20 protein-coding genes are annotated in these 19,167 nt (G+C 71.4%); 13 read left to right on the forward strand and 7 right to left on the reverse strand.

The genetic code is table 11. From position 1 onward, the window contains the following. Positions 1-6: 6 nt before the first annotated feature. The gene (locus tag ACZ7L1_RS17395; RefSeq protein ID WP_471438024.1) at positions 7-735 is read right to left on the reverse strand and encodes a lysophospholipid acyltransferase family protein; all 729 of its coding nucleotides are present in this window, start codon (positions 733-735) and stop codon (positions 7-9) included. A 181-nt stretch (positions 736-916) separates the two neighbouring features. After that, positions 917-1,333 carry a DUF4395 domain-containing protein gene (locus tag ACZ7L1_RS17400; protein ID WP_471438026.1) on the reverse strand — a complete coding sequence of 139 codons (417 nt, stop codon included), beginning with the start codon at positions 1,331-1,333 and terminating at the stop codon, positions 917-919. A 75-nt stretch (positions 1,334-1,408) separates the two neighbouring features. Between ACZ7L1_RS17400 and ACZ7L1_RS17405 the strand changes: the two genes are divergently transcribed. The 5 genes from ACZ7L1_RS17405 (at position 1,409) to ACZ7L1_RS17425 (ending at position 6,059) form a co-directional block, all read left to right on the forward strand. Then, positions 1,409-1,822 (forward strand): thioredoxin family protein, encoded by a 414-nt coding sequence (locus ACZ7L1_RS17405; RefSeq protein ID WP_471438028.1) that lies wholly within the window; start codon positions 1,409-1,411, stop codon positions 1,820-1,822. A gap of 207 nt (positions 1,823-2,029) precedes the next feature. Further along, on the forward strand, positions 2,030-2,539 hold the full coding sequence (locus ACZ7L1_RS17410) for a flavin reductase family protein (protein ID WP_471438029.1): 510 nt from the start codon (positions 2,030-2,032) through the stop codon (positions 2,537-2,539). 224 nt (positions 2,540-2,763) lie between these two features. After that, positions 2,764-3,549 carry an electron transfer flavoprotein subunit beta/FixA family protein gene (locus ACZ7L1_RS17415; protein ID WP_471438031.1) on the forward strand — a complete coding sequence of 262 codons (786 nt, stop codon included), beginning with the start codon at positions 2,764-2,766 and terminating at the stop codon, positions 3,547-3,549. A gap of 58 nt (positions 3,550-3,607) precedes the next feature. Continuing rightward, positions 3,608-4,570, forward strand: coding sequence for an electron transfer flavoprotein subunit alpha/FixB family protein (locus tag ACZ7L1_RS17420; RefSeq protein ID WP_471438033.1), 963 nt, complete (start codon positions 3,608-3,610; stop codon positions 4,568-4,570). 184 nt (positions 4,571-4,754) lie between these two features. Beyond that, entirely contained in the window at positions 4,755-6,059 is a 1,305-nt protein-coding gene (locus ACZ7L1_RS17425; protein ID WP_471438035.1) for a DUF6986 family protein, read from the forward strand. A 51-nt stretch (positions 6,060-6,110) separates the two neighbouring features. Here the strand turns inward: ACZ7L1_RS17425 and ACZ7L1_RS17430 are convergent, their stop codons facing one another. Then, on the reverse strand, positions 6,111-7,172 hold the full coding sequence (locus ACZ7L1_RS17430) for a LacI family DNA-binding transcriptional regulator (RefSeq protein WP_471438037.1): 1,062 nt from the start codon (positions 7,170-7,172) through the stop codon (positions 6,111-6,113). Positions 7,173-7,439: 267 nt separating this feature from the next. Between ACZ7L1_RS17430 and ACZ7L1_RS17435 the strand changes: the two genes are divergently transcribed. The 4 genes from ACZ7L1_RS17435 to ACZ7L1_RS17450 all read left to right on the forward strand — a co-directional run bounded on the left by ACZ7L1_RS17435 (position 7,440) and on the right by ACZ7L1_RS17450 (position 10,810). Next, a complete protein-coding gene (locus ACZ7L1_RS17435; RefSeq protein WP_471438039.1) occupies positions 7,440-8,423 on the forward strand; it encodes an ROK family protein in 984 nt (327 codons plus the stop codon). A gap of 193 nt (positions 8,424-8,616) precedes the next feature. Further along, the gene (locus tag ACZ7L1_RS17440) at positions 8,617-9,021 is read left to right on the forward strand and encodes a nuclear transport factor 2 family protein (protein WP_471438041.1); all 405 of its coding nucleotides are present in this window, start codon (positions 8,617-8,619) and stop codon (positions 9,019-9,021) included. Positions 9,022-9,393: 372 nt separating this feature from the next. Further along, the gene (locus tag ACZ7L1_RS17445; protein WP_471438042.1) at positions 9,394-9,588 is read left to right on the forward strand and encodes a hypothetical protein; all 195 of its coding nucleotides are present in this window, start codon (positions 9,394-9,396) and stop codon (positions 9,586-9,588) included. A 178-nt stretch (positions 9,589-9,766) separates the two neighbouring features. Then, positions 9,767-10,810, forward strand: a complete 1,044-nt coding sequence (locus tag ACZ7L1_RS17450; protein ID WP_471438044.1) for an NUDIX hydrolase — start codon at positions 9,767-9,769, stop codon at positions 10,808-10,810. A 255-nt stretch (positions 10,811-11,065) separates the two neighbouring features. Here the strand turns inward: ACZ7L1_RS17450 and ACZ7L1_RS17455 are convergent, their stop codons facing one another. Next, a complete protein-coding gene (locus tag ACZ7L1_RS17455; RefSeq protein ID WP_471438045.1) occupies positions 11,066-12,421 on the reverse strand; it encodes a M20/M25/M40 family metallo-hydrolase in 1,356 nt (451 codons plus the stop codon). Positions 12,422-12,630: 209 nt separating this feature from the next. Between ACZ7L1_RS17455 and ACZ7L1_RS17460 the strand changes: the two genes are divergently transcribed. Further along, positions 12,631-13,863 carry a geranylgeranyl reductase family protein gene (locus tag ACZ7L1_RS17460; RefSeq protein ID WP_471438046.1) on the forward strand — a complete coding sequence of 411 codons (1,233 nt, stop codon included), beginning with the start codon at positions 12,631-12,633 and terminating at the stop codon, positions 13,861-13,863. Here the strand turns inward: ACZ7L1_RS17460 and ACZ7L1_RS17465 are convergent. Continuing rightward, the gene (locus ACZ7L1_RS17465; protein WP_471438047.1) at positions 13,853-14,314 is read right to left on the reverse strand and encodes a nitroreductase family deazaflavin-dependent oxidoreductase; all 462 of its coding nucleotides are present in this window, start codon (positions 14,312-14,314) and stop codon (positions 13,853-13,855) included. The two genes, ACZ7L1_RS17460 and ACZ7L1_RS17465, sit on opposite strands and share 11 nt — an antisense overlap. Positions 14,315-14,607: 293 nt before the next feature. Here ACZ7L1_RS17465 and ACZ7L1_RS17470 point away from each other — a divergent pair, with 293 nt between their 5' ends. The 3 genes from ACZ7L1_RS17470 (at position 14,608) to ACZ7L1_RS17480 (ending at position 17,307) form a co-directional block, all read left to right on the forward strand. After that, positions 14,608-15,300, forward strand: coding sequence for a TetR/AcrR family transcriptional regulator (locus ACZ7L1_RS17470; RefSeq protein ID WP_471438048.1), 693 nt, complete (start codon positions 14,608-14,610; stop codon positions 15,298-15,300). Positions 15,301-15,415: 115 nt separating this feature from the next. Further along, positions 15,416-16,645, forward strand: coding sequence for a sensor histidine kinase (locus ACZ7L1_RS17475; protein ID WP_471438049.1), 1,230 nt, complete (start codon positions 15,416-15,418; stop codon positions 16,643-16,645). Continuing rightward, entirely contained in the window at positions 16,642-17,307 is a 666-nt protein-coding gene (locus tag ACZ7L1_RS17480; RefSeq protein WP_471438050.1) for a response regulator, read from the forward strand. Before ACZ7L1_RS17475 ends, ACZ7L1_RS17480 begins: the two co-directional genes overlap by 4 nt. On the opposite strand, the gene ACZ7L1_RS17485 is transcribed toward ACZ7L1_RS17480, so the two are convergent. Together ACZ7L1_RS17485 and ACZ7L1_RS17490 are read right to left on the reverse strand one after the other, a co-directional pair. After that, complete coding sequence (locus tag ACZ7L1_RS17485; RefSeq protein WP_471438052.1) at positions 17,268-17,576, reverse strand: DUF6332 family protein; 309 nt, start codon at positions 17,574-17,576, stop codon at positions 17,268-17,270. The genes ACZ7L1_RS17480 and ACZ7L1_RS17485 overlap by 40 nt on opposite strands. A gap of 71 nt (positions 17,577-17,647) precedes the next feature. Further along, positions 17,648-19,129, reverse strand: a complete 1,482-nt coding sequence (locus tag ACZ7L1_RS17490) for an MFS transporter (protein ID WP_471438054.1) — start codon at positions 19,127-19,129, stop codon at positions 17,648-17,650. Positions 19,130-19,167: the final 38 nt, after the last annotated feature.

The following is a 19,167-nucleotide window of genomic DNA, read 5'->3' on the forward strand; positions in this document are numbered from 1 at the left end:
CGGGCCTCAGTGTGCCTCGGCGGCGCGCAGCGCCTCGGGGGTCGGCGCGGTGCCACCGAGATGGGCCGGCATCCACCAGGCGTCCTCCTCGCCCTTGGGCCGGCTCGGGTAGGCGCGCTGCGCGGCCTCCAGCAACTCCTGCACCCGCTCGCGCAGCTGACGGGTCAGGACGCCGGCGTACGTCTCACGGGAGGCCTCGATCGCTTCGCCGACCCGGATCGTGATCGGGGTGTGGCTGCGCTTGAAGTTGCGTGGGTGGCCCTTGGTCCACAGCCGCTGGGTGCCCCACAGGGCCATCGGGACCAGCGGGACGCCCGCCTCCTGGGCCAGGCGCACCGCACCGGACTTGAAGCTCTTCAGGGTGAAGGACTCGGAGATGGTCGCCTCGGGGAACACCCCGACCACCTCCCCGGACCTGAGCGAGTCCAGCGCGTGCGCGTACGCCGCCTCGCCCTGGTTGCGGTCCACCGGAATGTGCTTCATGGCGCGCATCAGCGGTCCGGAGATGCGGTGCCGGAAGACGGACTCCTTGGCCATGAAGCGCACCAGGCGCTTCTGCGGCAGCGCCGCCAGGCCGTTGAAGATGAAGTCCAGATAGCTGATGTGGTTGCTCACCAGCACCGCACCGCCGGAGCGTGGGATGTTCTCCGACCCTTCGCAGTCGATCTTCAGGTCCCATGCCTTGAACATCGTGCGGGCGAGACCGATGACGGGACGGTAGACGAGTTCAGCCATATACGGGGACGGACCCTTCTGTCTGCCTGGGAAGGGACTCCCGGCGGGAGGTTACGCGGCCGTAGGTTTACGGCTTCCGCAGATCGTGCCCGAAGAACGGACGCGGGGCCAGTCCTGGTGCCCGTGTACGGCGAGATCCTCGTCACGTCAGCCGTTCGCCGCACCCGCATCTGACGCCCGGTCAGTCCGCGCGGACCGCCACACGCCGCATGAGCAGATAGGCCTCACACCCCAGGCAGTACCCGAACGCGGCATTGAGGAAGGCGGCGGCGAGCGCGGCCCCGGTGGCCGCCAGCCCCAGCCACCATGGCCCCGCGGTGTAGCCGACCAGCCCGACGACGGCGAAGACGAGCCCGACCGCCTGGGCGAACTGCGGCGGCTGCGGCGCCTCGAACTCCGCCGGTGGCCCGAGCCGCGGGCGTACGACCCTTCGGAACAGCCATCCGTACGGTGAACGCGTCACGCCCCCGGCCGCGCCCAGCGCGAAGGCCAGCAACTGCCATGCCAGCAGCCAGGCGCTGCCGGTGACCAGGACCACGGCCAGCACAACGGTCGTCACGGCCGCCCCGAAGCGGGGGCCCCTCACATCAATGTCCATGAATCAAGCATTCCGCACGACAATCGGATCGGGGAGCCGGGAATCTTTGCGGTCTGGTGAACGCTGGAGCAGAAGATGACGGGACTTGTGGTGTGCGTGGCCGTGCTCGCGCTGGCGAGTGCGTACGGAGTGCTGCACCGGCGACGGAGCGGGAGAGTGAGAGTGCGCGGGCGGGACGAGGGAAAGCGGCTCGGCGCGGCCGAGTTGGGCCAGGGACTCGGCGAGCGGGCGACGCTCGTCCAGTTCTCCAGCGCCTTCTGCGCTCCCTGCCGGGCCACGCGGCGGATCCTCGGCGAGGTGGCCGACATGGTTCCGGGCGTGACCCACATCGAGATCGACGCCGAGGCGCACCTGAACCTCGTGCGCGAACTCGACATCCTCAAGACGCCGACCGTCCTGATCCTCGATGCCGGCGGACGGGTCGTGCGGCGAGCCACCGGCCAGCCTCGCAAGGCCGATGTCATCGCGGCGCTGGGGGAGGCGGTTTGACGGTTGTGTCCACGTCGGTGACGTGCCTCCCGGATGCCGGGACGCACTTGACTGTGCGTACCACCTATCGTCAGCCTGACCGTATGCCCCCGGAACTCCTTCTCTTCGAGCGTGTCCACGTGGATCTGGCCCGCACCGCGAGTGCCTGCTGTCCGGCGTGCTGAGCACCCACGGACCCCAGGTCACCTCTCCCAGAAGGACCATCGCATGAGGGCCACGCCCGACCTCGTCACCCATCGGCTCGCCTCCCCGGACCTGCTCCGCTCCGTCTTCCGGCGGCACGCCGCCGGAGTCGCCGTGATCACCGCCCTGGGCGGCGACGGGCCGGTCGGCTTCACCGCCACCTCTCTCACCTCCGTCTCCGCCGAGCCCCCACTCGTCTCCTTCGGCATCGGTGTGGGCTCCTCCAGCTGGCCCGTCGTCTCGGAGGCCGAGCACGTCGGCGTGCACATACTCGGCGAGCACCAGGAGGATTTGGCCGGCACCTTCGCCACGAGCGGCGCCGACCGGTTCGGGCCACCGACCAGCTGGCGCGAGGGCCCGGAGGGGGTGCCCCTTCTGGACGACGTCCTCGCCTGGCTGGTGTGCCGCGTGGTGGCCCGGGTGCCCGCCGGGGACCATCGCATCGTCCTCGCCGAGGTCGTCCTCGGTGATCCCTCGGGGACCGGACGCCCCCTCCTGTACCACCAGGGCCGGTTCAACGGCCTCCGTGACTGAGTCGTCCTCGGCGGACTCGGTGACCGAGTCGCCGCCCGGTCGGTTACGCAGCGTTGTCAAGGTCACAGTTCAAAGCGCTTGCTTAGCGGGCACTCACTCGATGTACTGGCGAGTAATATTTCGTTCGGAGCGCGGGGTCGCCCCGACCGGGATCGGCCGCTTCAGGCGCCTATGCTGCCTGCAAGAAGGCAGCCCAGAAATGACGATGCAGTAGGAGAGCCGGCGTGAGCTTGAGGATCGTTGTCACTGTGAAGTACGTGCCCGACGCCACTGGCGACCGGCACTTCGCCGATGACCTGACCGTCGACCGGGACGACGTGGACGGTCTGCTCTCCGAGCTCGACGAGTACGCGGTCGAGCAGGCGCTGCAGATCGCGGAGAACGCGGACGACGCCGAGGTCACCGTCCTGACGGTGGGCCCTGAGGACGCCAAGGACGCGCTGCGCAAGGCGCTGTCGATGGGCGCCGACAAGGCGATCCACGTGGAGGACGACGACCTGCACGGCACGGACGCCATCGGCACCTCTCTGGTGCTGGCCAAGGCGATCGAGAAGGCGGGCTACGACCTGGTGGTCTCCGGCATGGCCTCCACCGACGGCACCATGGGTGTCGTACCCGCGCTGCTGGCCGAGCGTCTGGGCGTGCCGCAGGTGACCCTGCTGTCCGAGGTCTCGGTCGAGGACGGCACGGTCAAGGGCCGCCGGGACGGCGACGCCGCCTCCGAGCAGCTTCAGGCGTCTCTTCCGGCCGTCGTGTCGGTGACCGACCAGTCGGGTGAGGCCCGCTACCCGTCCTTCAAGGGCATCATGGCGGCCAAGAAGAAGCCGGTGGAGTCCTGGGACTTGTCCGACCTGGAGATCGAGGCCGATGAGGTCGGTCTCGAGGGTGCCTACACCGCGGTCGAGACCGCGAACGAGCGCCCGGCGCGCACCGCGGGCACGATCGTCAAGGACGAGGGCGAGGGCGGCAAGCAGCTCGCTGAGTTCCTCGCGAGCCAGAAGTTCATCTAAGGCTCCTCAAGCCTTACCGCCCCTCAAGACTTCGCAATCCGCAAGGAGATCCGTTCCCATGGCTGAAGTTCTCGTCTACGTCGACCACGTGGACGGTGCCGTCCGCAAGCCCACGCTGGAGCTGCTGACCCTGGCCCGCCGCATCGGCGAGCCGGTCGCCGTCGCCCTCGGCCCCGGTGCCGAGAACACGGCCGCCACGCTCGCCGAGCACGGCGCGGTCAAGGTCCTCACCCACGACGCCTCCGAGTACGCCGACTACCTGGTCGTGCCGAAGGTGGACGCCCTGCAGGCCGCCTACGAGCAGGTGTCCCCGGCCGCCGTGCTGGTCCCGTCCTCCGCGGAGGGCAAGGAGATCGCCGCGCGTCTGGCGCTGCGCATCGGCTCGGGCATCATCACCGACGCCGTCGACCTCGAGGCCGGCGACGAGGGCCCGGTGGCCACCCAGTCGGTGTTCGCCGCCTCCTTCACCACCAAGTCCCGTGTCAGCAAGGGCACCCCGGTCATCACCGTGAAGCCGAACTCGGCCGCCGTGGAGGCCGCCCCGGCCGCGGGCACGGTCGAGGCCCTGTCGGTGACCTTCTCCGAGAAGGCGACCGGCACGAAGATCACCGGCCGTACGCCGCGTGAGTCCACGGGCCGTCCGGAGCTGACCGAAGCCGCGATCGTGGTCTCCGGCGGCCGTGGCGTGGGCGGTGCGGAGAACTTCGCGCTCATCGAGACCCTCGCCGACTCCCTGGGCGCGGCCGTCGGTGCCTCGCGTGCCGCGGTGGACGCGGGCTGGTACCCGCACACCAACCAGGTCGGCCAGACCGGCAAGAGCGTGTCCCCGCAGCTGTACATCGCCACCGGCATCTCCGGTGCGATCCAGCACCGCGCCGGTATGCAGACCTCGAAGACCATCGTGGCGATCAACAAGGACTCCGAGGCGCCGATCTTCGACCTGGTCGACTACGGCGTGGTCGGCGACCTGTTCGAGGTCGTCCCGCAGCTCACCGAGCAGATCAAGGCCCGCAAGGGCTGAGCGACTCCAGGGCTGGGAGGCCCCCTCGACCGCACCTGCGGTCGCGGGGGCCTTCGTTCGTCCCCGGGCCGCCGGTGGAGGGGCAGTTGGCGCACGAGACAGTGTTGACCGGCGGCAAGAGCCATGGATAGCTTCGCTCTACGGATTGTTGATTCCGTTGAGTGGAAAGCGGAAGGGGTGTGGAATGGGTCAGGGCCGACAGGAGCGGGTGTCCACGAGCCTCGCGGGTGCCGTCGGCGAGGAGATCAGTGCCTCCCTCGCCCCGGTGGACGCCGAGTTGGCCCGCCGCTACCCGGGCGACCCCGGCACCCGCCAACCCGTCCACACGGTCTACGTCCCCGGTGACGTCTTCGCCGCCGACACCGTGCGCTCCTGGGGCGAGAAGGCCCTCGCCGCCCTCGACGAACACGCCCCGGACGCAGCCGCGTTCGCCTCGGTCCTCGGTCTCGGCGACGAACTCGCCGAGCCGGTCCACGACCGCGTCCGCGCCAAACTCGAGCGCGAGCCGATCGAAGACCTGCGCGTCGACTTCGAGGACGGCTACGGGCCGCGCCCCGACGCCGAGGAGGACCAGGCGGCCGCCCGAGCGGCACGGCTGGTCGCTCAGGCGTACCGGGAGGGCACCGCCGCCCCGTACATGGGCATCCGCATGAAGTGCATGGAGGCGCCGGTACGCGACCGGGGCATCCGCACGCTCGACATCTTCCTCACCGGACTGATGGAGGCCGGCGGGCTGCCGGACGGGCTCGTGCTGACGCTGCCGAAGGTGACGTACCCGGAGCAGGTCACCGCCATGGTGCGGCTGCTGGAGGCGTTCGAGAAGGCGCACGGGCTCGATGCGGGGCGCCTCGGCTTCGAGATCCAGATCGAGACCAGTCAGGCCGTCCTCGCCGCCGACGGCACCGCCACCGTCGCCCGCATGATCCACGCCGCCGAGGGCCGCGCCAGCGGACTCCACTACGGCACCTTCGACTACAGCGCCTGCCTCGGCGTGTCCGCCGCCCACCAGGCGAGCGACCACCCGGCCGCCGACCACGCCAAGGCGGTCATGCAGGTCGCGGCGGCGGGCACCGGCGTCCGCGTGTCGGACGGCTCCACGAACGTCCTGCCCGTCGGTCCCACCGAGCAGGTCCACGAGGCCTGGCGGCTGCACTACAGGCTCACCCGACGGGCGCTGGCCCGCGCCTACTACCAGGGCTGGGACATGCATCCGGGCCACCTTCCCACCCGGTACGCGGCCGTCTTCGCCTTCTACCGGGAGGGCTTCCGGCAGGCCGCGGCACGTCTCGCCCGTTACGCCGACCGCACCGCCGGCGACGTCCTGGACGAACCGGCCACGGCGAAGGCGCTGAGCGGCTATCTGCTGCGGGGGCTGGACTGCGGCGCTCTGGGGGCGGGGGAGGTCACGCGGGCCACCGGCCTGACCCGGGCCGACCTGGAGGGCTTCGCGGCGCCGAGGCGAGGGGACCTCACGGCCTCGGCGCAGTGACGGGCGCTGGGGCTTCGGCAGTCGCGTGCGGTCGCCGTCTCGGGTGGAACCTCAGTCGGCGGGCGGCAGTTCGCCCGAACCCCTGGTGATCAGCCGGGTGGGAAGCTCGATGCGTTCCGGGGTGATGAGCGTGCCGTCGAGCTGGCGGAACAGGCGCTCGGCGGCCGTGCTGCCGAGGGCGGCGGAGTCCTGCGCGACGACCGTGACGCCGGGCTGGAGCAGATCGGCCAGCTCGATGTCGTCGAAGCCGACCAGGGCGACCGGACGGCTGTGTGCGGCCAGGACGCGGATGACGGTGACGGTCACGCGGTTGTTGCCCGCGAAGATCGCGGTGACGGGGGCGGGCCCTTCGAGCATCGCCTCGGTGGCCCGGCGCACCCGTTCGGGATCGGTGACGCCCAGGGACATCCAGGAGTCCTCCACGGGTATGCCCGCGTCTTCCATGGCGGCCCGGTAGCCGCGCAGCCGCTCGGCCGCGGTGTGGATGCGCGGCATGTCGCCGATGAAGCCGATCCGGCGATGGCCGTGCGCGATGAGGTGGGCGACTCCGTCCCGGGCGCCGCCGAAGCTGTCGGACAGCACCACGTCGGCGTCGATCCTCCCGGCGGGGCGGTCCACGAACACCGTGGCGACGCCGGCCCTGATCTCCGGCTCCAGATAGCGGTGGTCGTCACCCGCCGGGATGATGACCAGTCCGTCCACGCGGCGTGCGCACAGCGCCAGGACCAACTCCTGCTCGCGGTCCGGGTCCTCCGCGCTGGAGCCGTTGATCAGCAGGGCCCCGTGCGCCCGGGCGACCTCCTCGACGGCGCGGCTCAGCGGCCCGTAGAAGGGGTCCGCGAGATCCTCCAGGACCAGGCCTATGCTCGCGGTGCGGCCCTTGCGCAGCACCCGCGCGCTGTCGTTGCGCCTGAACCCCAGCGCCTCTATCGCCTCCTGGACCCGGCGCTCGGTGTCGGGGGTGACCCCCGGCTCGCCGTTGACCACACGCGACACCGTCTTCAGACCCACCCCAGCGCGTGCCGCGACGTCCTTCATGGTCGGACGGTTGCCGTAGCGGGTCCCGGCATGACGGTCTGCGGGGCGGCCGGTGCGACGGGCGGTCTCGGGCACGATGCGCTGTCCTGTCTGTCGTCCACGGAAGATGCGTCGGTCCCGGGCTCTACCGGGATTCCATGGGGTTGTATGAGGATGTGGCGTCGAGCATAGAACCTGGACAACGTTGTCAGATGCGGGAGAGACTGTCCACCGCACTCTCCGGCCCGCGCCTTCCCCAGGGCGCTCCCTGCCCACTCGTGCCCGGCGCCCGGACCCCGCGGCGGCGACCGCACGCCGTACGCCGGGGCCGATACCACTCACGTATTGGGAGATCTGACACTGATGCACACCGACCTCGTGGCCGCGCTCGACATCGGCGGCACCAAGATCGCCGGAGCGCTGGTGGACGGCCACGGCCGGATCCTGCTGCGCGCGCAGCGTGCGACGCCCGCGCAGGAGGACGGCGACACCGTGATGCGGGCCGTCGAGGACGTCATACGGGAGCTGACGGGCTCCCCGCTGTGGGGGCGGGCGCGTGCCGTCGGCATCGGCAGCGCGGGGCCGGTGGACGCCTCCGCGGGCACGGTGAGCCCGGTCAACGTACCGGGGTGGCGCGGCTATCCGCTGGTGGAGCGGGTCCGGGCGGCGACGGACGGCCTGCCCGTCGAGCTGATCGGCGACGGCGTGGCCATCACCGCCGCCGAGCACTGGCAGGGCGCGGCCCGCGGCCATGACAACGCACTGTGCATGGTGGTGTCGACGGGGGTGGGTGGCGGCCTGGTCCTGGGTGGGCGGCTGCACCCCGGCCCGACGGGGAACGCCGGCCACATCGGACACATCAGCGTGGACCTGGACGGCGATCCGTGCCCGTGCGGCTCGCGTGGCTGCGTGGAGCGCATCGCCAGCGGGCCGAACATCGCGCGCCGCGCCCTGGAGGACGGCTGGCGGCCGGGGCCCGACGGGGACACCTCGGCCGCCGCGGTGGCCGAGGCCGCCCGCGCGGGCGACCCGGTGGCCGTGGCGTCCTTCGAGCGGGCCGCCCAGGCGCTGGCCGCGGGGATCGCCGCGACCGCGACGCTGGTCGAGATCGACATCGCGGTCGTCGGCGGGGGAGTGGCCGGGGCCGGCGACCTCCTGTTCGCCCCCCTGCGCAAGGCCCTGACCGACTACGCCACGCTGTCCTTCGTCCAGCGCCTGACGGTGGCGCCGGCGCTGATGGGCACGGACGCGGGCCTGGTGGGCGCGGCTGCCGCGGCGCTGACGAAGGGCACGGACGCGAAGGGCACGGACGCGAAGGGCACGGACGCGACAGCCGCCGGGGTGTGACCCTAAGGATTCCTGACAGAATGGATCGAAGATGGGTGAGCCGGGCGGCGGTCACTCGACGCCGTTGTCACGGTGGACGGCTGCCGCCCTCCGATCCGGCCGAAGGGACGACTTGGCAGCCCGGGTCCGCCTGGCCCCGGGCCGGCTGTGTCTCGGAGTGCCTAGGCTGTCACCGCTACGGAAGGGCGGTGCCATGGATGCCGACTCCCGGACCAGGGCCGCGATCGAGGAGCATTGGCGGGCCTCGGAACGCGGGGACACCGAAGCCGAGCACGCCATCTACGCCACGGACGCGATCCTGGACTACCCGCAGTCAGGTGAGCGGTTCCGGGGCCGAGCGACGATCTCGGCGCAACGTGGCGGGCACCCGGCCGACCGACACTTCGCCGTCCAGCGGATCACCGGCCATGCGAATCTGTGGGTGAGCGAATGCCTCATCACCTACGACGGTGTGCCTTCGTACTCGGTGAGCATCATGGAATTCGCCGACCAACGCGTGGTGCACGAGACGCAGTACTTCGCCGACCCCTTCGGCGCGCCGGCCTGGCGGGCCGCGCTCGCGGAGCCGATGCCGGACCGGACCATCGCCGGAGCCTGATTCTTGGCCTCGCTCGGGTCAGCCGGGCGACCAGCCTGTCACTTTGTTGAAGTTCCAAGAACTCCTCTTGCGATGACTTCGAGCGCCTCCAGCAGATGAGCGCGCATGCGGGGGCGAGGCAGGCCGCACGGATGTCGTCGCGGATCTCCCAGCGGATCCGCAGGCGGCGGAAGCAGTGCAGGTTGGCGAACGCGCGCTCCACGACCCGGCGTTGGGCGTTGGGTGCCGAGTCCGGAACCGTGCTCGGTGCCGCGCGGCGCTATCAGCGGTTTCACGCCGAGGTCCCAAACCAGCCGGCGGTACTTGTCGTGGTCGTATGCCCTGCCGGGGTTCGTTGCGTGACTCCGGCGTCCTTCGGCAGTTGAACAGGGCATGAAGAAGCGCAGCATGCTCGCCATCGCCTCCCTCGCCACCGGATTCGTCGTGGCCGCCGTCAGCCCCTCCCATGCCGCCGACCACGACAGGCTCGGCGATCTGGGCGTCAAGGACACCCTCGGCGCCGTCGACCACACCATCGGCCAGGACAGCCTGGCAGTGGACGACGACGCCCCGGGACAGGACGGCTGAGGGGGAGTCGACGTCGCGGCGCCGGAGCCCCCGGACGGTGGGGGCCCGGCGCCGCGGTGTGCGGAGCGGCCGGTGGTGGTGGTGACCTCGGCCACGCCGAGGCGCCCTCATCAGCGCCGGGTTTCCGTGGCAGGGTGGAGCGGGCAAGCCCCAGGGGGCCAACAGAAGAGGGGGAACCGTGACCGTCGTCTGGATCAACGGTGCGTTCGGTGCGGGGAAGACGACCACCGCACGGGAACTGATCGAGCTGATCCCGAACAGCACGCTCTTCGACCCCGAGGCCATCGGCGCAGTGCTCACCCACCTGCTGCCGCCGAAACGCCTCGCCGAGGTCGGCGACTTCCAGGACCTGCCGATCTGGCGACGGCTCGTGATCGACATCGCGGCCGCGATGCTCGCCGAGCTCGACGGTGTCCTCGTGGTACCGATGACCCTGCTGCGCCAGGAGTACCGCGACGAGATCTTCGGCGGCCTCGCCGCGAGGCGCATCCCCGTACGCCATGTCCTCCTCGCTCCGGCCGAAACGATCCTGCGCCAGCGCATAGCCGACCGGGAGGTCCCGCCCGACCTCCCCGACGGGGAGATGCGCATCCGCCAGTGGTCGTACGACCACATCGAGCCCTATCGCGCAGCCCTCGCCGCCTGGCTCGCCGCCGACGCGCACCCCGTCGACACCAGCGCCCTCACCCCGCACGAGGCCGCCCTGCGGATCGCCGAGGCCGTCCGGACCGGCCGGGCACCCGCCTGCGAGATCGTGCAGACGCCCGAGCCGACCTCCGAGACCGTCGCCTCCGGAGTGCTCCTCTTCGACGAACGGGACCGCGTGCTGCTCGTCGACCCCACCTACAAGGCCGGGTGGGAGTTCCCCGGCGGAGTCGTCGAACCCGGCGAGGCGCCCGCCCGCGCCGGAATGCGCGAGGTCGAGGAGGAGACCGGGATCAGGCTGGAAGAGGTACCCCGGCTGCTCGTCCTCGACTGGGAACCCCCCGTGCCGCCCGGCTACGGCGGCCTGCGCCTCCTCTTCGACGGCGGCCGCCTCGACAGTGCCGAAGCCGGCCGACTGCTGTTGCCCGGCCCGGAGTTGCGCGACTGTCGGTTCGTCACGGAAGAGGAGGCGGCCGATCTGCTTCCGCCCGTGCGCTACGAACGGCTCCGCTGGGCACTGCGGGCGCGTGAACGCGGTGCCGCGCTGTACCTCGAAGCAGGAATTCCGCTCGGCTGAGAGCCGGCGACCCGCCTGCTCTTGGACGGCGGCGGGGAATCCTGATCATGAGCGCCGGCCGGCGGCGCATCCTCTTCCGCCAACTGCTGCCCAACCTGTGGGCGCCGATCCTGATCTCCTTCGCGCTCGCAGTCCCGCAGAACATCTCCACGGAGGCGGCCCAGTCCTGCGACGGGGCGGGCGTCTCCCACCGCACCGGGACCGCCCGCCGACCCCCTTCGCGCGCCACACCGTGGACGTCGCCGCCGGGCGGTTTCAGCGCGCCGCGTAGTTCCGCAGGAACAGCGCCTCCGCGACCGACAGCCGCTCCAACTCCTGCGGGGACACACTCTCGTTGACCGCGTGGATCTGGGCCTCCGGCTCGCTCAGACCAATCAGCAGGATCTCCGCCCCCGGGTAGAGCGACGCGAGGGTGTTGCAGAGTGGGATGGAGCCGCCCTGGCCCGCGTAACTCATCTCCTGACCGGGGTACGCGACCGCCATCGCCTCGGCCATCGCCGCGTAGGCCGGGCTTGAGGTGTCCGCGCGGAACGGCTGACCCTGCCCGATCTGCTCCGTCCGCACCCGGGCGCCCCACGGCGTGTGCGTCTCCAGGTGGGCCTGGAGCAGCTTCGTCGCCTCGGCCGCGTCCACGCCCGGCGGCACCCGGAGGCTGATCAGCGCCCGCGCGCTCGCCTGTACCGACGGGGTCGCACCGACGACCGGCGGGCAGTCGATGCCGAGGACGGTCACGGCCGGGCGCGCCCAGACGCGGTCCGCGACCGACCCGGAACCGATCAGCTCCACCCCGTCGAGGACCTTGGCATCCTTGCGGAACTGCTCCTCGTCGTAACTCAGGCCCTTCCACGCGGACTCGCCGTCGAGTCCCTCCACGGTCGTCGAACCGTCCTGCGCGCGCAGCGAGTCCAGCACACGGATCAGCGCGGCCAGCGCGTCGGGCGCCGCGCCGCCGAATTGACCGGAGTGCAGGTTGCCTTGAAGGGTGTCGATCTGGACGCGGACCAGAGTCATACCGCGCAGCGTGGTGGTCACGGTCGGCAGACCGGCGCGGAAGTTGCCCGCGTCGCCGATGACGATCGTGTCGGCCGCGAGAAGATCGGGATGCTCCTCGGCGTACCGTTCCAGGCCGCCCGTGCCCTGCTCCTCCGAACCCTCGGCGATGACCTTGACGTGCACGGGCACGCCGCCGTTCGCCTTGAGCGCGCGCAGCGCCAGCAGATGCATGATGACGCCGCCCTTGCAGTCGGCGGTGCCGCGCCCGTACCAGCGGCCGTCACGCTCGGTCAGTTCGAACGGCGGCGTGGTCCAGCCGGCCTCGTCCAGCGGCGGCTGCACGTCGTAGTGGGCGTAGAGCAGCACGGTCTTCGCACCCTCGGGGCCCGGCAGGTAGCCGTAGACCGACTGCGTGCCGTCCGGGGTGTCGAGCATCGCCACGTCCTGGAAGCCCTCGGCGGTGAGCGCGTCGGCGATCCACCGCGCGGCGCTCTCGCTCTCGCTCCTCGGGAACTGCTCGAAGTCCGCCACCGACTTGAAGGCCACCAGTTCGGTGAGCTCCTCCTTCGCCCTGGGCATCAGCGAGGCGACGGTCTCGGCGACCGGATTCGACGACATGGAAGCGCTCCTCGTAGGTTGCGACTCAGGTACCGATGAGTACCTCTGGTGTGTACGTGTGTGGGTGTACGGGCGGTCCTTCGGGCGTACGCGCATGCCGGCGCAGGGCGCATACGCTGCAGATCCTCCCACAGCGGCCTGTGAGGACGCGGCCGTAGGATGCGGGGGACAGATGCGGCAGGCGGCTTGATCGGGAGCAGTAGACCATCGTGAGCGGCGAGAACTCTTCGGCGGACGGCGTGCAGCGGGTGTGGGACGTCGTCGTGGTGGGCGCGGGACCCGCGGGGGCCTCGGCCGCCTACGCGGCGGCGGTCGCGGGACGCAGCGTGCTGCTGCTGGAGAAGGCCGAACTGCCCCGCTACAAGACGTGCGGCGGCGGGATCATCGGCCCCACGCGCGACGCCCTGCCGCCAGGCTTCGAGCTGCCGCTGCGTGACCGCGTGCACGCGGTCACCTTCTCGAACAACGGCCGCTTCACCCGCACCCGCCGCTCCAAGCAGATGCTGTTCGGGCTGATCAACCGGCCGGAGTTCGACCAGCAACTCGTCGAGTACGCGCAGAAGGCGGGCGCCGAGCTGCGCACCGGGGCCACGGTGTCGCGGGTCGAGCAGCACGGCTCGGCGGTGCCGGACCGGCGCACGGTCGCCGTCGTCCTGCAGGGCGGCGAGACGCTGCTGGCCCGGGCCGTGGTGGGCGCGGACGGCAGCGCCAGCCGGATAGGAGCCCACGTCGGGGTGAAGCTGGACCAGGTCGATCTCGGCCTGGAGGCGGAGATCCCGGTTCCGGAGACCGTCGCCGAGGACTGGAAGGGGCGAGTCCTCATCGACTGGGGGCCGATGCCGGGGAGCTACGGCTGGGTCTTCCCGAAGGGCGACACGCTGACCGTGGGTGTGATCTCAGCGCGCGGCCAAGGCGCCGCGACCAAGCGGTACTTGGAGGACCTCATCGCCCGGCTCGGACTCGCCGGCTTCCGGCCGAGCATCTCCTCCGGGCACCTGACCCGCTGCCGCGCCGACGACTCGCCGCTGTCCCGCGGGCGGGTGCTGGTGTGCGGGGACGCTGCGGGGCTGCTGGAGCCGTGGACCCGGGAGGGGATCTCGTTCGCGCTGCGGTCGGGGCGGCTGGCGGGGGAGTGGGCGGTACGGATCGCGGAGGCGCACGACGCGGTCGACACGCGCCGCCAGGCCCTGAACTACGCCTTCGCGATCAAGGCCGGCCTCGGCGTCGAGATGAGTGTCGGCAAGCGGCTGCTGAGCGTGTTCGAACGCCGCCCCGGTCTCTTCCACGCGGCGCTGACCGGTTTCCGGCCCGCCTGGAACGCGTTCAAGGACATCACGCAGGGCGCCACGTCCCTGGGAGAGATCGTCCGCAACCGCCCGATCGCCCAGCGCGCCCTGACCGCGCTGGACCGGGGGCCGACGGGCGGCGAGGTCAGCTCGTGACCGTGATCCGGAAGACGGGGTGGTCGGGGGCGATACGGCGCAGGTCGGCGTCGGGGGAGTCGGGGCCGACCCCGTTGAAGAAGACGCCGACCTCGGCCTTCCAGCGCTTGAGGTAGGCGCGCAACAGCGGGACCTTGTCGTCGTCGACGACCTCGGTGGCGGTGAAGACGTCCACGTGCTTGCCGAGCCGGAGCTCGCCGCCGCCGGCGGCGCGCATGTTGTGGGTCCACTGGACGTGGCCGCGGGGGGCGAGAAGATACTGCTGCCCGTCGACGGTCAGCAGGTTGACGGGCGTGGTCCGCCACTCGCCGGTCTTGCGGCCGCGGACCGCGAGGACGCGGGAGCCCCACACGCTGATGCCGCGGCGGGTCATCCAGGCCACGACGCGGTTGAAGACGTTGACGGTGAACCAGCCGGGCTTCTGGACGTGCGCGGACCGGGCGTCGGACATGAGGGATCTCCTGGGGCCTGGAAGTGTGAGCGGTGCTCTCGCTTGAGAGCAGTGTGCGCGAGATCGGTGATCCAGAGCAAGAGCGGCGCTCTCTTTTGCGGGCGGTGCTCTCGCCGCTCTCATGCTGGTGTGCGCCGCTCCTTGGCAAGCGGCCCCCGGTCTGTGTGCCTCTCTGCCCGTGCGACCACCGCTCGCCTACGAGCCCGCCACTCACCTCAGAGCTTGCCGCGCACCTTAGAGTGCACTGCTCTCGTTTGTGTGCACTGCTCCGGAACCGTGGCACACTGCCCAGCATGAACTTCTCCCAAGGAGCCCGCGCCCGAGCCCGCATGGAGGTAACCGCCGCCATCAAGGACGAGGCGCGCAGACAGCTCGCCGCAGGAGGCGCCGCCGCGCTCTCCCTGCGCGCCGTCGCCCGGGAGCTGGGCATGGTCTCCTCCGCGCTGTACCGCTACTTCCCCAGCCGAGACGACCTGCTCACCGCGCTCATCATCGACGCCTACGACTCCCTCGGTGAGGCCGCCGAGGCCGCGGACGCCGAGGCCGGTGACGCCGCCCCCGCCCAGCGCTGGGTTGCCGTGTGCGAGGCCGTGCGCGCCTGGGCGCTGGCGCATCCGCACGAGTACGCGCTCATCTACGGCTCGCCCGTGCCCGGATACTCCGCACCCCAGGCCACCATCCCGGCCGCCTCCCGCGTCGGGGTCCTGCTGATCGGCATCGTCCGCGACGCGTACCGGCAGCGCGGTGTGGCCCGCACCCGGGTCCCCGCCGAGCTCGAGCCCGAAGCCCGGCGCATGGCCGGCGAGCTGGCACCCGACCTGCCGCCCGAGGCGGTCGCCGCCCTGGTCGCCGCCTGGGCGCAGTTGTACGGGCTGGTGGGGTTCGAGCTGTTCGGGCAGTTCAACAACGTCGTGGAGGACCGCGCGGCGTTCTTCCGGCACGCGGCGGCCCAGCTCGCGCACGGCGTGGGCCTGGTGTTCCCGTAGTGGGTCCGCTGGTCCGCTGTTCCGCTGTTGCCGTAGGCGTACTCCCCGGGGAGTACCCGTGATCACCTCGCCCGGTCGACGCCGTCCCCCGTCCGGTGCGTCTAGCGTGAACGGCATGGAGGAGCAGAACGCAGACGCCCCGTGGCGGTGGCACGGACCGCCGTGGCGGAGGCATGAGCCGCGTGGCTCCGGCCTGCCCTGGCGCTCCACCCTGCTGTTCACCGCCTTGGTGGTCGTCGGCACGCACTTCTCCGCCCGCAACCAGCACGGCCACCGCGCGTCCCTCGACGTCCTCGCCTACGTGCTGGTCGTCGTCGCCTCGGGAGCGCTGCTGTGGCGGCAGCGGCATCCCGTTCCGGTCGTCTTCGTGACGGCGGCCGCGGCCATGGTGTACCTGGGCGCCGGATACCCGTACGGCCCGGTCTTCTTCACCGTCGCCGTCGGCTGCTTCAGCGCCCTGGCCGCGGGGCGCCGCGCCGCGGCGTGGACGGCTGTCGGGATGTTCTGGGCCGGGCACGTCCTGGTCGCGCACTGGCTGTACCGATGGCTGCCCCCGCCCGGGGACTCCGCGGCCTCCTGGGGGCAGGAACTGCTCATCTCCGCCTGGCTGGTGGCGATCGTGGCGATGGCGGAACTCGCGCGCATCCGGCGCGAGCAGTGGGCGCGTGAGCGGGCCGAACGGGCGCAGGCCGCGCGGCGGCGCGCCGACGAGGAGCGGCTGCGCATCGCCCGTGAGCTCCACGACGTCCTCGCCCACAGCATTTCGGTGATCAACGTCCAGGCCGGCGTCGGCCTGGCGCTGCTGGACTCCGACCCGGAGCAGGCGCGTACGGCGCTCACCACCATCAAGGCCGCCAGCAAGGAGGCGCTCGGGGAGGTGCGCCAGGTGCTCGAAGGCCTGCGCACGCCCGGGGACGCGCCGCGCGCGCCCGCGCCGGGGCTGGACCGGTTGCCGGAACTCGTCGAGCAGGCCGCGGGCGCCGGGCTGACGGTGACGGTCGACGGCAAGGCGCCGCGGCTCGCGCCGGGCACCGATCTCGCCGCGTTCCGAATCGTGCAGGAGGCGCTCACCAACGTCGTACGCCACTCGGGGTCGCGGCACGCGTGCGTGCACATCGACAGCGCTCAGGGCGTGCTGCGACTTCGCGTCGACGACGACGGGCCCGCGACCGGCGCCGAGGCGGGCGGGAGCGGGAACGGCCTGGCCGGGATGAGGGAGCGGGCGGCCGCGCTCGGTGGCACGATCGAGGCGGCCCCGCGCGCGGACGGCGGTTTCCGGGTGCTTGCCGTACTGCCGCTGAGGACATCGACCGAGGGGGCACTCGTGCACAGGGAGGACCGTTGATCCGGGTACTGCTCGCCGATGACCAGTCTTTGGTCAGGGCAGGGTTCAAGGCGCTGCTCGACGCCCAGCCGGACATCGAGGTGGCCGGGGAGGCGGCCGACGGGGGGGAGGCGTTGCGCACGGTGTGCGAGGCGCGGCCCGACGTCGTGCTGATGGACATCCGCATGCCGCTGCTCGACGGGCTCGCCGCGACCCGCCGGATCACCCAGGACCCGGACCTGGACGGCGTGAAGGTGGTCATGCTGACCACCTTCGAACTCGACGAGTACGTCTTCGAGGCGATCCGCTCCGGTGCCTCCGGCTTCCTCGTCAAGGACACCGAGCCGGAGGAACTCCTGCGCGCCGTACGGGCGGTGGTCGCCGGCGACGCCCTGCTCTCTCCGAGTGTGACCCGGCGGCTGATCTCCGAGTTCGCGGCCCGCTCCAAGGAGCCCGCGGCCACCGCGTCGCTCGCCGAACTCACCGAGCGGGAACGGGAGGTGATGGCCCTGGTCGGCATCGGTCTGTCCAACGAGGAGATCGCCCGCCGGCTCGTCGTGAGCCCGCTCACCGCGAAGACCCACGTCAGCCGCACCATGGTCAAACTGGGCGCGCGGGACAGGGCCCAACTGGTGGTGCTGGCCTATGAGTCGGGGCTGGTACGACCTGGCTGGCTGGGCTGAGAGCCCACACCGCGCCCGAAGCGGACGAGCACGCTGACGACGCGCACGGCGAACAGCACGGACGCCACCGCGATGCCCGAGACGACGAGCGTGTGCCGCGTGCCGCCCGACAGTCCGAAGGCGAAGGCGGGCCCCGCCACGGCGCCGAACACCAGAGCTCCCGCGAACACCGCACTGCACAGGGCGTATCCGATCTCGACGGTGATCGCATCGCGCTGCGCCTGTGTACGCCGGCCGCTCCCGGACGAACGCCCCCCGTGGTTCTCCATGTCCCGAGTCAAACAGGCGTGCACCCGGCGGGGCTAGTAACCCCGCCGGGTGCACACGAGGAGGCGTCCCCCTAGTCGCGGACCGCGACCGGCTCCGCGCTCACCTCCTCCTGGAGGGACTTCGCGACCACCAGGGACCGCTGTGTCCGACGCGTGCGCAGACCCGAGAGGGTGATCAGCAGACCTGCCAGGGCGATGCCCGTGACCACGACCAGGCCGGGCCGGTAGCTGTCGAGGACGGCCTGCGCCGAGGGATGCGCGGGGGCGTTGGCGGTCACCACCGCGGTCACGACGGCGAGGAAGATCGCGCCGCCCACCTGGACCGAGGTGTTGAGCAGTCCGGACACCATGCCCTGCTCGTGGTCGTCGACGCCGTTCGTGGCCTGGATGTTGAGCGAGGGGAAGACCAGGGCGCAGGCCGCGCCGATGAGCAGCATGCTCGGCAGGATGGCCGCCGCGTACCCCGGGTGCAGGTTCACGCGGAGGAACAGGGCGTATCCGACGACCATGAGGGCGAAGCCCACCGCGATCAGCCGCTGGGTGCCGAAGCGGTCCACGATCGCGCCGACCTTCGTCGAGGACACGGCCACCAGTGCGCCCGCCGGGAGGAACGCGAGTGCCGTGTGCAGTGCGGACCAGCCGAGCAGCGACTGCATGTACAGAGTGACCAGGAACTGGAAGCCGACGTACGAGCCGAAGAAGGCCATCGCCCCGAACTGGGCGCGGACCTGGTTGCCGGAGCGCAGCACGCCGAGCCGGATCAGCGGTCCCGCCGAGCGCCGCTCGACCAGGACGAAGACGGTGAGGAGCGCGGCGACGGCGAGGAAGGACAGCAGCGTGCGGGCGGAGGTCCAGCCGACGTGCGGCGCCTCGACGACGGTGAAGACGAGCAGCAGCATCGACGCGGTGCCGAGGACGGCGCCGGGGATGTCGTAGCCGTTGTGGTCCTTCTCGCGTGCGCTGCGCGGCAGCAGCTTCAGGCCCGCGAGCAGGGCGAGCAGCGCGATCGGCGCGGGCAGCAGCATGGTGAGGCGCCAACTGGCCTCGGTGAGCAGGCCGGACAGCACCAGGCCCATGGAGAAGCCGGTGGCGGCGCAGGTGGTGTAGATCGACAGGGCGCGGTTGCGCAGCGGGCCCTCGGGGAAGGTCGTGGTGATGATCGACAGGCCCGCCGGTGCGGTGAACGCGGCGCTCAGGCCCTTGATGAACCGGCTGGCGATCAGCAGCGGACCGGAGTCGACGAGCCCGCCGAGCAGCGAGGCGAGCGCGAAGACGCCCAGCGCCACCAGGAAGACCTGGCGCCGGCCGAGCAGGTCGGCGGTGCGTCCGCCGAGGAGGAGCAGTCCGCCGTAGCCGAGGATGTAGCCGCTGACGATCCACTGGAGGGTCGACGTCGTCAGATGGAGGTCGGTCCCGATGGACGGCAGGGCGACGCCGACCATGGACACGTCCAGTGCGTCGAGGAACATCGCGGCGCAGAGCACCAGCAGGGTGCCCCACAGCCGGGGGGTCCAGCGTCCCTCGAACGCGGGTGTGGTGAGCGGAGAGGTCATGCCCAAGAGGCTTTCATGCATCTGCATTCAATGCAACC

The sequence above is a fragment of the Streptomyces sp. NPDC107546 genome (assembly GCF_055639175.1).